This is a genomic window from Pseudarthrobacter sp. TE9888 (assembly GCF_056279345.1).
In genome coordinates, this window is record NZ_JBWBRD010000002.1 from 3152113 (window position 1) to 3164787 (window position 12675).

The following is a 12675-nucleotide window of genomic DNA, read 5'->3' on the forward strand; positions in this document are numbered from 1 at the left end:
CTTGTTCCATTGGCGTGCCGACATCCTTCCCGGGGTGTCGGCCGCATTCACCGACGCGGGAGCGGGAAACCTTGCCCTGCACGTGGGGGACGATCCCGCCGCAGTCCGGGAGCGCCGGTTGCGACTGGAAGAGTCCATCGCCGCGGCGCCCGGCTCGCTGCGCTTCATGAACCAGGTGCACGGCAATACCGTGGCCATCATGGACGCCGCGTCACCCGCGCCTGAAGCCGATGCCATGGTGTCCCGCGGCCTGCCCCTCGCGGTCATGGTGGCGGACTGCATTCCGGTCCTGCTGGCGGGGGAGTCCGGGAGCGGGCCCGTGCTTTCCGCCGTCCATGCCGGCCGCCCCGGGATCGCCAACGGTGTCCTGCCGGCCGCCGTGGACAGCATGAAGTCCCTGGGTGCCGCCCGGATCCGGGCGTGGCTGGGTCCCTCGATCTGCGGGTCCTGCTACGAAGTCCCCGCCGCCCTGCGTGACGAGGTGGCAGCCCTGGTTCCGGCAACGCGGAGCACCACCAGTTGGGGAACGCCGGCGCTGGACCTGCCCGCCGGTGCCCGCGCGCAACTGGAGGCTGCGGGGGTGCAGGTGGACTACGCCGGCGCCTGCACGCTGGAAACGGACTCGCTGTACTCGTACCGCCGGGACCGGAACACCGGCCGCTTCGCCGGATTGGTCTGGTGCCATGACTGAGCAGCCGAACGACAGGCCCGAACATGATCCCCGCACCGCAGAGCTTGCCGAACGGCTCGCCGTGGTGCGGAAGCGGATCGCCGCAGCCGCCAACGACGCGGGTCGCAGTGACAACCTTCCCTCGCTGATCGTGGTCACCAAGTTCCACCCGGCAGCTGACATCCGGCGCCTGGCCGCCCTAGGTGTCACGGATGTGGGCGAGAACCGGGACCAGGAAGCTGCCGCCAAGGCGCTGGAGCTCGCTGATCTTGGGCTGGCGTGGCATTTTGTCGGCCAGCTGCAGACAAAGAAGGCCAAGTCCGTGGCGCGCTACGCGGCCGCCGTCCATTCCGTGGACCGGCCGCAGCTGGTGGATGCCTTGGCGAAGGCAGTGCGGAACGAGATGGATTCCAGCGGGCGTGCGCAGCTGGAGTGCTTCATCCAGGTCAGCCTTGAGGACGACGCCGGTACCCACCGCGGCGGGGCAGCACCCGCCGACGTGCCGCTCCTGGCAGAACGGATCGCCGGTGCCGATGGGCTCAAGTTGGCGGGCGTCATGGCAGTGGCCCCGCTGGGTGCCCCGCCAGGGCCGGCGTTCGAAAAACTGGCAGCCGTTTCCGCCCGGCTGGTGGCGGAGTACCCCGGTGCCGGCGCCATCTCAGCCGGTATGAGCCAGGACCTGGAGCCTGCCATCAAGTTCGGGGCGACACACCTGCGAATCGGTTCCGATATTCTCGGTTCCCGTCCTGCCGTGGGGTAGCGTCGGACCTATTGGAAGTGATGGGCGGGGGACTCCAGTGCTGTCAAATCATTGGGCGGCCCGCTTACGGGACACGATTAGGAGTCGACCATGGCCGGCGCTCTGCGCAAGACAATGATCTATCTTGGGCTCGCCGACGGCGATGAGCATTACGAGCCCGAGCAACAGACCACACGTAAGGATGAGGACGAACCGATGGAAGTCGACCGCGAGGAACGCCGTGCCCCGGCGCCGGTCCGCGAAGTCAGCCGCGAGGCGTCCTACGCCCCTGAAGAGGAATACCGCGCCCCTGTGACCCCCATAAAGCGTGCGGCTTCGAGCCGTGAAGAGAACACCGGCCTGCGCCAGATCACCACCATCCACCCACGCTCCTACAACGATGCCAAGCTCATCGGCGAGAGCTTCCGGGACGGTATTCCGGTGATCATGAACGTCACGGACATGGGTGAGGCCGACGCCAAGCGCCTGGTGGACTTCTCGGCAGGGCTCGTCTTCGGCCTGCGCGGAAGCATCGAACGGGTCACCAACAAGGTGTTCCTGCTCTCACCGTCCTACGTCGAAGTGATCGGTGACGACAAGAAGGCCAGCGACACGCAGGCCAGCTTCTTCAACCAAAGCTAAGCACCACAGGCTGTTCACAGATGCCAGGCAGGGACACCTGTCTGGCATCTGTGCTGAAATAGACAAGACAACAGCAGTACGACAGCGGCCGCCGCCACGGATGGGCCGCATGAATCTGGAGATATGAAATAAGTCATGGGAATTGTTTTCGGACTTCTCTATCTCGCCCTGCTGCTGTTCTTCGTGGCCCTCATCATCCGCCTGGTGTTCGACTGGGTGCAGATGTTCGCAAGGGAATGGCGGCCCCGCGGCGCGGCCCTGGTGGCAGCGCACGCCGTCTACTCCATCACGGACCCGCCACTGAAGGGCCTGCGGCGGCTGATCCCGCCGCTCCGGCTTGGCGGAGTCTCCCTGGACCTGGGCTTCCTGATCCTGTTCATCGGCGTCAGCATCGCAATGAACGTCACCAGGGGACTGGCCTGATTTTTCCGCCAGGCACGGCAATGCAGCCTGTTCCCTCCCGGAACAGCTACTGTAAAGCGAAGAAACCTCCCGTTTGACACCGCAGTGTTGAATTAGAGTAAGCAGACCAAATTTAGGTACCTTAGTTTTGACGGCCGGAAGGCCTACTGACTAACCAGACCAGTGAGGTGACCAGATGGCTTTGACGCCAGAAGACGTTGTCAACAAGCGCTTTCAGCCCACCAAGTTCCGTGAGGGCTATGACCAGGACGAAGTTGACGACTTCCTGGACGAAATCGTCGTCGAACTCCGCCGCCTGAACCAGGAAAACGACGAGCTCCGCAAGAAGCTCGCCGACGCAGGTTCCAGCGTTCCGGCAAGCTCTGCCGCCGCTCCCGTGGTGGAGAAGGTCCCCGCGCCGGTCAAGTCCGACAAGGACGAAGCCCGCGAGAAGGCAGAGGCAGAGGCCAAGGCCGCCGAAGCCAACAAGAAGAAGGACGTCCAGCCGGCCGCCCCGGCTGCAGCCGCACCGGCCGCGCCCGCCGCTGCCGCCACGCCTTCTGCTGAATCCGCCGCCGGCCTGCTGGCCATGGCCCAGCAGATGCACGACCGCCACGTCGCCGACGGCCAGGCCCAGAAGGACAAGATCATCGCCGAAGCGCAGATCGAAGCCAGCAGCCTCGTCAACGACGCCCAGGAAAAGTCCCGCAAGATCCTCGGTGCCCTGGAACAGCAGCGCTCCGTCCTGGAACGCAAGGTGGAGCAGCTCCGCGGCTTCGAACGCGATTACCGCTCACGCCTCAAGGCCTACATCGAGGGCCAGCTCCGCGACCTGGATGCCCGCGGCTCCGTCGCGACCCCGGAAGTCAGCGAAGCCAACTAAGGCTGGCAGCACGTATTCTGAAAGCCGGTGGCTGAGGATTCCTCGGCCACCGGCTTTTGGCATTTACACCCAAGTTCCACGAATTGAAAGCACCATGACTGACGAACTTGCCGCCGACGCGGCACGCCCTGTCCCACCCTCGCCGCGCCCCCGCCGGGCGGTGCTGCTGTCCCTGTTCGCGGGGTTCGCGGTCTTCGCCTACGTCCTGGACCAGCTGACCAAACTCTGGGTCACCTCCACCATGGTGGAAGGGGAGCGGATCCCCGTTCTGCCGCCGCTGCTCCACTGGTACTTCATCCGGAACTCCGGGGCTGCCTTCTCCATTGGAGAGAACGTCACCTGGGTGTTTTCGATCATCATGGCCGGGGTCGCCATCGCCATCCTCTTCCAGGTCCGCCGACTGGGCTCCGCCTGGTGGTCCCTGGCCCTGGGCCTGCTGCTGGGCGGGGCGCTGGGCAACCTTACCGACAGGCTCTTCCGTGAACCGTCCTTCGGCATGGGACACGTGGTGGACTTCATCCAGCTTCCCAATTTCGCGATCTTCAACATTGCCGACTCCGCTGTCGTGTCCGCCGTCGCCATCATCTGCATCCTGACCATCCGCGGGATCGCCCTGGACGGGACCCGGCTGGGGAGCGCACCCAAGGACACGCCCGGCCATGACTGACCACGTCGTTATCCCGGAAGAGTACGGCGGGGCACGTGCCGATGCCGGGCTGGCAGGCATCCTGGGCGTCTCGCGGTCCGTCGCCGCCTCACTGCTTGCTGACGGGCACGTGCTCAATCGGGGCAAGGCCCTGGGCAAGTCGGCAAAACTCGTCACCGGGGACACCCTCGAGGTCACCGTCCCGAAACGGCGGGACCCGCTTGAAGTCGTGGAGGAAGCCGTGGAAGGCCTGAATATCCTGCTCGACGACGACGATTTCGTCGTCGTCGACAAACCTGTCGGCGTGGCAGCCCATCCTTCACCGGGCTGGGTGGGGCCCACCGTGGTGGGCGGCCTTGCTGCCGCCGGGTACCGCATCTCCACCTCGGGCGCTCCGGAGCGGGCGGGAATCGTGCACCGGCTCGACGTCGGCACCTCCGGGGTGATGGTGGTGGCCAAATCCGAGCGCGCCTACACAGCCCTCAAGCGCGCCTTCAAGGAGCGCACCGTTGACAAGGTTTACCACGCCGTGGTGCAGGGCCTGCCCGATCCCCTGACGGGCACCATCGATGCCCCCATCGGCCGCCACCCCGGGCACGACTGGCGTTTCGCCGTCATCGAGGACGGGCGTCCCTCCGTGACCCATTACGAGGTCCTGGAGGCCTTTGGCAAGGCCAGCCTGGTGGAGGTCCACCTCGAAACGGGCCGCACGCACCAGATCCGTGTCCATTTCTCCGCGCTCCGGCACCCCTGCGCCGGTGACCTGACCTATGGCGCCGATCCCCGCCTGGCCGCCACCCTGGGGCTGACCCGGCAGTGGCTGCATGCCCGTGAGCTGGCCTTCGACCACCCCGTGACGGGGGAGCGGGTCACCGTCAGCAGCGAGTACCCGCAGGACCTGGCCTACGCACTGGAAGTGCTGGAGTCGGGCCAGGCCTGACACGGGCCGCCTGGCCGGACCGGCCGGGGGCAGCGCTTAGAATAGTGCGGTGAGTTCCAGCAATGATTCGTTTGTCCACCTGCACACCCACACCGAATATTCCATGCTGGATGGAGCTGCCCGCCTGGGGGAGCTGTTCGATGAAACCGAGCGCCTGGGCATGCCGGCCCTCGCCACCACCGACCACGGCTATCTGTTCGGCGCGTTCGATTTCTGGCGCAAGGCCACGGACAAGGGCATCAAGCCGATCATCGGCGTCGAAGCGTATGTAACGCCCGGGACTGCCCGGACGGACAAGGAACGCGTGCGGTGGGGCGAAGAGTCCCAGCGCAAGGACGACGTCTCCGGCGGCGGTTCGTACACGCACATGACGCTCCTGAGCTACAACAACGTGGGCATGCGGAACCTCTTCCGGGCCTCGTCCATCGCTTCTCTGGACTCGGTCTTCGGCAAGTGGCCCCGGCTGGACCGGGAACTGCTCAACACCTACTCGGAAGGACTCATCGCCACCACGGGCTGCCCCTCCGGCGAGGTCCAGACCCGGCTCCGTCTCGGCCAGTACCGCGAAGCACTCGAGGCGGCGGCCGAGTTCCGCGACATCTTCGGCGCGGAGAACTACTTCTGCGAACTGATGGACCACGGGCTGGACATCGAACGGCGGGTCACCGGCGACCTGCTGCGGCTCGCCAAGGACCTGAACCTGCCCCTGGTGGCCACCAACGACCTGCACTACACGCACGAGCACGACGCCAAAGCGCACGAGGCCCTGCTGGCCATCCAGTCCGGTTCCACCTTGCTGGAACCCACCTACGACAACGGCGGCTCGAGGTTCGCCTTCTCCGGCAGCGGCTACTACCTCAAGTCACCGCAGGAGATGCGCGAGCTCTTCCGTGACCACCCGGACGCCTGCGACAACACCCTCCTGATCGCCGAACGCTGCGAAGTGTCCTTCAACACCGACGCCAACTTCATGCCGCGGTTCCCCTGCCCGCCAGGCGAGGATGAAACCTCCTGGCTGGTCAAGGAAGTGGACAAGGGCCTGCAGTACCGCTACCCGGGCGGTATCCCGGACGAGGTCCGCAAGCAGGCCGACTACGAGCTCGGCGTCATCACGTCCATGGGGTTCCCCGGCTACTTCCTGGTAGTCGCCGACTTCATCAACTGGGCCAAGAACAACGGCATCCGCGTTGGCCCCGGCCGTGGCTCGGGTGCAGGCTCCATGGTCGCCTACGCCATGCGCATCACCGACCTCGACCCGCTGCGCCACGGCCTGATCTTCGAACGCTTCCTCAACCCGGACCGCGTTTCCATGCCTGACTTCGACGTCGACTTCGATGACCGGCGCCGCTCGGAAGTCATCGACTACGTGACCCGCAAATACGGTGACGAACGCGTGGCGATGATCGTCACCTACGGCACCATCAAGACCAAGCAGGCCCTCAAGGACTCCTCGCGCGTCCTGGGCTACCCGTTCAGCATGGGCGAGACGCTGACCAAGGCCCTGCCGCCCGCGGTCATGGCCAAGGACATCCCCCTCGCGGACATCCAAAACCCGGACTCCAAGCGCTACAGCGAGGCCGGCGACTTCCGGCAGCTGATCGCCACGGACCCAGAGGCGGCCAAGGTCTTCGAGACGGCCCTAGGCATCGAGGGCCTGAAGCGCCAGTGGGGCGTGCACGCCGCCGGCGTCATCATGTCCTCGGACCCCATCATCGACGTCATCCCCATCATGCGCCGCTTCCAGGACGGCCAGGTGATCACCCAGTTCGACTACCCGACGTCCGAGGGCCTGGGCCTGATCAAGATGGACTTCCTGGGCCTGCGGAACCTGACGATCATTTCCGACGCCCTCGAGAACATCAAAATGAACCGCGGCATCGACCTGGACCTGGAAAACCTGGAGCTCGACGACGCCCCGTCCTACGAACTCCTGGCCCGCGGCGACACCCTGGGCGTGTTCCAGCTCGACGGCGGACCCATGCGGTCCCTGCTCAAGCTCATGAAACCTGACAACTTCGAAGACATCTCCGCCGTGCTGGCGCTTTACCGGCCCGGCCCGATGGGCGCCAACGCCCACACCGACTATGCGCTGCGCAAGAACGGGATCCAGGAAGTCATTCCCATCCACCCGGAGCTGGAGGAACCGCTCAGGGAGATCCTGGGCGGCACGTATGGCCTGATCGTGTACCAAGAGCAGGTCATGGCCGTGGCGCAGAAGCTGGCCGGCTACTCTCTTGGCCAGGCCGATATCCTCCGGCGCGCCATGGGCAAGAAGAAGAAGTCGGAGCTGGACAAGCAGTTCGCCGGCTTCTCCCAGGGCATGCAGGACAACGGCTACTCCATGGAAGCGGTCAAGACCCTCTGGGACATCCTCCTGCCCTTCTCCGACTACGCCTTCAACAAGGCCCACTCCGCCGCGTATGGAGTCATCTCCTACTGGACCGCGTACCTGAAGGCGCACTACGCACCCGAGTACATGGCGGCACTGCTGACCTCCGTGGGCGACGACAAGGACAAGTCCGCCATCTACCTGAACGAGTGCCGCCGCATGGGCATCACGGTGCTCCCGCCGGATGTCAACGAGTCCGCATTGAACTTCACCCCTGTGGGCAATGACATCCGCTTCGGCATGGGCGCCATCCGCAACGTGGGTGCCAACGCCGTCGAGGCCATGGTCACGGCACGCGAGAGCGAAGGCGCCTACACCTCCTTCAAGGACTACCTGATGAAGGTGCCGGCGGTGGTGTGCAACAAGAGAACCATCGAATCCCTGATCAAGTCCGGGGCGTTCGACTCCCTGGGCCACCACCGGCGGGCGCTGGCGATGATCCACGAAGAGGCCATCGACTCCGTCATCACACTGAAACGGAACGAGGCGATCGGCCAGTTCGACCTCTTTGCCGGCTTCGAGGAGGCCGAATCGGAAGCCTCCCTCAGCATCGAGATTCCGGACCTGCCCGAGTGGGAGAAGAAGGACAAACTCTCCTTCGAACGCGACATGCTGGGCCTGTACGTCTCCGACCACCCGCTGCAGGGGCTCGAAGGCCTCCTGGCCCAGCACGCCGAAATGAGCATCACCACCATCCTGGGCGAGGACGGCCCGCAGGACGGTGCCATCATCACCATCGCGGGCATGATTACCTCCCTGAGCCGCCGCATCGCCAAAGCCAGCGGCAACGCCTACGCCCGGGCGGAGATCGAGGACCTGGGCGGTTCGATCGAAGTCATGTTCTTCGGCCAGGTCTACGGGCCGATCGCCTCCGTGCTCGCCGAGGACCTGATCGTAGTGGTCAAGGGCAGGCTCCAGAAGCGCGACGACGGCGCCATCACGCTGAACTGCATGGAGCTTTCCGTTCCGGACCTAAGCGAAGGGCTGCACGGGCCATTGGTGATCACCATGCCCACGCACAAGGCCACCGAGGCCGTGGTCACGGAGCTGGGGGACGTGCTGCGCACCCACCGGGGCAACTCGGAAGTCCGGCTGCACCTGCAAGGTGACACCCGGACCGAAATCATGGGCCTGCCCGTCCACCTTCGGGTGAACCCCAGCCCGTCGCTGTTCGGTGACCTGAAGGTCCTGCTGGGCCCTGCCTGCCTGGACGCCTGACAAACAGGCGGCCGACGCCGGGAATCACCTCCCGCCGTCGGCCGCCCGTTTGTGCCGCGCGGGTCCGAGGGGGTCAGATCTCGTAGTCCAGCGGCACCGGCTGCCCATAGGCGCCCCCGTGGTACAGCAGCGGCGATCCTTCACCGCCCACCTGGCCGTCCACCACCTGGACCACCACCACGGCGTTGTTCTCGAACGAAAGCCGCATCTGGATCTCGCCGATCAGCCACCCGGCGACATCCTTCAGGATGGGTACCCCGTGGGGACCGATTTCCCAGTGGTTGCCTTCGAAGCGGTTGCCGGGGCGGGCGAAGCGGGCTGCCAGCTCCTGGTTGTCCAGGCCCAGCATGTGCACGCCCAGGTACTGCGTGTTGGCCACGGCCGGCCAGGACCTGGAACTGCGCGCCATGTTGAAGGTGAAGCGCGGCGGCTTCGCCGACAGGGACGCCACCGATGTGGCGGTAAAGCCATACGGCTCATCCTGGTAATTCACGGTGATGATGGCGACGCCCGCGGCATGCCGGCGGAACATCTCCCTGAACGTCTGCTCGAACGGCTCGCTGTTGTCGGTCACCGGAACTCCTGGACTAGGTGGCGTAACTCTTTCCCCAAGCGTATTGGCCCGCGGTCATGGCCGGAAAACAGGCCGCGGCAGCAGTGCCGCGGATGACCTTGCAGGAACCTTTGTTAAGGTGTGTTGCATGACGAACTTCGCCCGCCCCGCCAGGCGGCGGCTGCCCTGGTCCCTGCTGCTGGTCCCGACGGCGGCAGGCATTCCGGCGGGACTCCTCTGGTGGGTCCTGGCGCCGGGCGGGTTGAACCTGATCACCCGGGATCCGGCCCTGGCGGCGGGAACGGCGCCCCTGGTGTGGCTGCCGCGCGACCTCACCCTCGCCGGCATCCTGGTGCTCGCCGGCTGCCTGCTGGCCGTATTCCTGGCCGACGGCAGACGGCCCGACCCGCAGGCGGCCCTGCTGGCCGGGCTGGCCGGGGCGATGGCAGGCAGCGCCGTGGCCTGGGGGACAGGGGTCCTGGCCGGACGGCTGTGGGGCCCTGCCGTGGACGCCGGAGCAAATGCCAGCATCGCCTTCTCGCTGCGGGCCTGGCCGGTCCTGCTGCTCTGGCCGGCCGCGACCGCCGTATCGGTCTTCATCCTGGAACTGGTGGGAGCAACCGGCAGGAAGCCCGACGACGCCGGGATGGAAACGGCCGGGGCGAACAGCCCCGTAAAATAGAGCGGTGACCACATCCCCGGAGTTCCCCGCCCCCGTGACAGCCGCCGTCGACTTCCGCACCATCGACCTTCGGGGCCGCAACCTGACCCTCCAGGCCCTGCGGGCCGCGGTGCCGCGTGCCAAGGGCCAGACCGTGGCGGACGCCGAGGAGAAGGTCCTGCAGATCATTTCCGCCGTCCGGCAGCGCGGCTTCGCGGCACTGGCAGACCTGGCGGAACGGTTCGACGGCGTAGAGCAGCAGCACCCGCTGGTTCCCGGGGAGGCAATCGCCGCAGCGCTGGAGCAGCTTGACCCGGCCGTGCGGGCCGCACTGGAGGAATCCATCAGCCGCGCGCGGAAGTTTGCGGATGGGCAGCGCCCACGCAATGTCGACGTCGAGCTCGGCGACGGCGCCGTCGTGAGCCAGAACTGGGTGCCCGTTGCCCGTGTGGGACTGTACGTTCCCGGCGGCCTCGCCGTGTACCCGTCGTCGGTGATCATGAACGTGGTGCCCGCCCTGGCGGCCGGCGTGGAGTCCATTGCCTTGGCCTCGCCCCCGCAAAAGGAATTCGGCGGCCTGCCACACCCCACCATCCTGGCGGCGGCAGCGCTGCTGGGCATCACCGAGGTCTACGCCATCGGCGGAGCGCAGGCCATCGCCGCGTTCGCCTATGGCATCGAAGCCGCCGGGGCAGGCCCGGCGCTGGAGCCGGTGGATGTGTTGACCGGTCCCGGCAATATCTTCGTTGCCACGGCCAAGCGCCTGGTCAAGGGCGTCGTGGGCATCGACTCCGAGGCCGGAACCACGGAGATTGCCATCCTGGCCGACAATTCCGCCCAGCCCGCCCTGGTGGCCGCCGATCTTCTCAGCCAGGCCGAGCACGACCCCAAGGCCGCGTCAGTGCTCATCACCGACTCCGAGGACCTGGCCGCCGCCGTGCGTGCCGAACTGGCGCTGCAGGCGGCCGCCACCAAGCACTCCGCCAGGGTGCAGGAGGCGCTGTCCGGCCCGCAATCGGGCGTGGTGCTGGTCGACGGGCTGGAGCAAGGCATCGCAGCCTGTGACGCCTACGCCGCGGAGCACCTGGAAATCATGACCCGGGATGCTGCCGCCGTGGCCGCCCGCATCCGCAACGCGGGCGCCATCTTCGTGGGCGATTACAGCCCGGTCAGCCTGGGTGACTACTGCGCCGGCTCCAACCACGTGCTGCCCACCAGCGGTACGGCCGCTTTTTCCTCCGGCCTGAACGTGACCACCTTCCTGCGGGCCATCCAGGTCATCAACTACAGCCGGGACGCCCTCGCTGAGGTGAGCGGGCACATCGTGAGCCTGTCCCGGGCCGAGGACCTTCCGGCCCATGGGGACGCCGTCACAGCGCGGTTCCCGGGCAACCTGTGACCACTACATGTAGTAATTACAGGATTGTTATTACCCAAGATCTGCCCGTAAACTGGGATATGCCACGGCATCGCCCCCCGGCGGTGCTGCTGGCTTCCACACCGTTGCACACCACAAGCGAAAAGGGGGAACGCCATGTACTGCCCGTTCTGCCGCAACCCTGATTCCCGCGTGGTGGACAGCCGGATGACGGACGACGGCTCGGCCATCCGCAGGCGCCGGCAGTGCCCTGAATGCGGCCGCCGGTTCACCACGGTGGAAACCACCAGCCTGTCCGTCATCAAGCGCTCGGGCGTCGGTGAACCGTTCAGCCGCAGCAAGGTGATCAACGGTGTGCGCAAGGCCTGCCAGGGCCGCCCCGTGAGCGAGGACGACCTCGCCATGCTGGCCCAGGAAGTCGAAGAGCAGATCCGCGCGTCCGGGGCCGCTGAAATCGAAGCCCACGAAGTGGGACTGGTCATCCTGGGGCCGCTGCAGAAACTCGATGAGGTGGCCTACCTCCGCTTTGCCAGCGTTTACCAGGCCTTCGATTCCCTCGAGGACTTTGAGACTGCCATTGCGCTGCTCCGCCACGAGGCCGGCGAAGGCGCCAAGGGCGCAGCCGGTGCCGCAAAGAGCTCCGAGAAGAGCCCCCTCTAAAACTCCGGTGGCGGCAGCGGAGGGGAAGCCGCAGCCGCCACCGGCACCACTCCTACTTGGCCAGCTTGTGCTGGAGGGCGATCTCCAGGGCTGCGCCCACAATGCCTGCCTCGTTCCGCAGGACCGCCGGGACAATCGGGGTGCGGAGCTTGAGGTTAGGAAGGTACTCGTCGGCGCGCTTGGAAATGCCGCCACCCACGATGAACAGTTCCGGCGAGAACAGGAACTCCACATGCGAGAAGTAGCGCTGCAGGAGCACGCTGTACTCGTCCCATGACAGGCCGTCCCGTTCGCGGGCGACGGCGGACGCCTTTGATTCGGCGTCGTGGCCGTCAATTTCAAGGTGACCCAGCTCTGCGTTGGGAACCAGCTTTCCGTCAAAGATGAAAGCTGAACCGATGCCGGTACCGAGCGTGATCACCAGGACAGTGCCGGCGACGCCTTCCCCGGCCCCGTAGCGGGCTTCTGCCAGGCCTGCGGCGTCAGCGTCGTTGATGACTTCCACCGGGCGGCCCAGCCGCTTGGTGAGGAGGGCATCGATGTCAGTGTCCAGCCAGCTCTTGTCCACGTTGGCGGCGGAGTGGACCACGCCGTGCTGGATGATGCCGGGGAAGGTCACCCCGACGGGGGAACCGGCCTCCGGAGCTTCCGGGCGGGCCGAAAGTTCGGCCACCACCAGGGCCACGGCCTCGGCGACGGCTTCAGGCGTGGCGGGCTGCGGGGTGGGCACGCGGAAGCGGTCGCCCAGGAGCTTGCCCTTCTTCAGGTCGACAATGCCGCCCTTGATGCCCGTACCACCGATGTCGATGCCGATCAGGGGTGCGTTCTTGTGCGACTTCTCGTCCTTCTTGGCCAATGTGATTCCGTTCTTGACAGGGGCGGGCAGGAAAGGGG

The 12675-nt window shown here is 66.2% G+C and carries 13 protein-coding genes; 11 read left to right on the forward strand and 2 right to left on the reverse strand.

Translation table 11 applies throughout. From position 1 onward, the window contains the following. Window position 1 precedes the first annotated feature (1 nt). The 8 genes from ACZ9J7_RS15130 (at window position 2) to dnaE (ending at window position 8529) form a co-directional block, all read left to right on the forward strand. A complete protein-coding gene (locus ACZ9J7_RS15130) occupies window positions 2-691 on the forward strand; it encodes a purine nucleoside phosphorylase YfiH/LACC1 family protein (RefSeq protein ID WP_476210537.1) in 690 nt (229 codons plus the stop codon). After that, the gene (locus ACZ9J7_RS15135) at window positions 684-1430 is read left to right on the forward strand and encodes a YggS family pyridoxal phosphate-dependent enzyme (RefSeq protein WP_476210538.1); all 747 of its coding nucleotides are present in this window, start codon (window positions 684-686) and stop codon (window positions 1428-1430) included. Before ACZ9J7_RS15130 ends, ACZ9J7_RS15135 begins: the two co-directional genes overlap by 8 nt. A gap of 90 nt (window positions 1431-1520) precedes the next feature. Next, a complete protein-coding gene (locus tag ACZ9J7_RS15140; protein WP_141160844.1) occupies window positions 1521-2051 on the forward strand; it encodes a cell division protein SepF in 531 nt (176 codons plus the stop codon). 135 nt (window positions 2052-2186) lie between these two features. Further along, the gene (locus tag ACZ9J7_RS15145) at window positions 2187-2474 is read left to right on the forward strand and encodes a YggT family protein (protein ID WP_141160843.1); all 288 of its coding nucleotides are present in this window, start codon (window positions 2187-2189) and stop codon (window positions 2472-2474) included. A 175-nt stretch (window positions 2475-2649) separates the two neighbouring features. Next, window positions 2650-3336, forward strand: a complete 687-nt coding sequence (locus tag ACZ9J7_RS15150; RefSeq protein WP_476210540.1) for a DivIVA domain-containing protein — start codon at window positions 2650-2652, stop codon at window positions 3334-3336. 94 nt (window positions 3337-3430) lie between these two features. Continuing rightward, a complete protein-coding gene (gene lspA / locus ACZ9J7_RS15155) occupies window positions 3431-4003 on the forward strand; it encodes a signal peptidase II (RefSeq protein ID WP_476210542.1) in 573 nt (190 codons plus the stop codon). After that, entirely contained in the window at window positions 3996-4922 is a 927-nt protein-coding gene (locus tag ACZ9J7_RS15160) for an RluA family pseudouridine synthase (RefSeq protein ID WP_476210543.1), read from the forward strand. Before lspA ends, ACZ9J7_RS15160 begins: the two co-directional genes overlap by 8 nt. A 49-nt stretch (window positions 4923-4971) precedes the next feature. After that, a complete protein-coding gene (gene dnaE / locus ACZ9J7_RS15165; protein ID WP_476210545.1) occupies window positions 4972-8529 on the forward strand; it encodes a DNA polymerase III subunit alpha in 3558 nt (1185 codons plus the stop codon). A gap of 73 nt (window positions 8530-8602) precedes the next feature. On the opposite strand, the gene ACZ9J7_RS15170 is transcribed toward dnaE, so the two are convergent. Next, the gene (locus tag ACZ9J7_RS15170; protein WP_141160838.1) at window positions 8603-9103 is read right to left on the reverse strand and encodes a flavin reductase family protein; all 501 of its coding nucleotides are present in this window, start codon (window positions 9101-9103) and stop codon (window positions 8603-8605) included. Window positions 9104-9230: 127 nt separating this feature from the next. On the opposite strand from ACZ9J7_RS15170, the gene ACZ9J7_RS15175 reads away from it, so the two are divergent. From ACZ9J7_RS15175 to nrdR, 3 genes are all read left to right on the forward strand, one after another. After that, a complete protein-coding gene (locus ACZ9J7_RS15175) occupies window positions 9231-9764 on the forward strand; it encodes a hypothetical protein (protein ID WP_476210546.1) in 534 nt (177 codons plus the stop codon). Window positions 9765-9768: 4 nt separating this feature from the next. After that, the gene (gene hisD, locus ACZ9J7_RS15180) at window positions 9769-11142 is read left to right on the forward strand and encodes a histidinol dehydrogenase (protein WP_476210548.1); all 1374 of its coding nucleotides are present in this window, start codon (window positions 9769-9771) and stop codon (window positions 11140-11142) included. Window positions 11143-11277: 135 nt separating this feature from the next. Continuing rightward, window positions 11278-11781, forward strand: coding sequence for a transcriptional regulator NrdR (gene nrdR, locus ACZ9J7_RS15185; RefSeq protein ID WP_141160835.1), 504 nt, complete (start codon window positions 11278-11280; stop codon window positions 11779-11781). 52 nt (window positions 11782-11833) lie between these two features. Here the strand turns inward: nrdR and ppgK are convergent, their stop codons facing one another. Further along, complete coding sequence (ppgK, locus tag ACZ9J7_RS15190; protein WP_476210551.1) at window positions 11834-12637, reverse strand: polyphosphate--glucose phosphotransferase; 804 nt, start codon at window positions 12635-12637, stop codon at window positions 11834-11836. Window positions 12638-12675 lie beyond the last annotated feature (38 nt).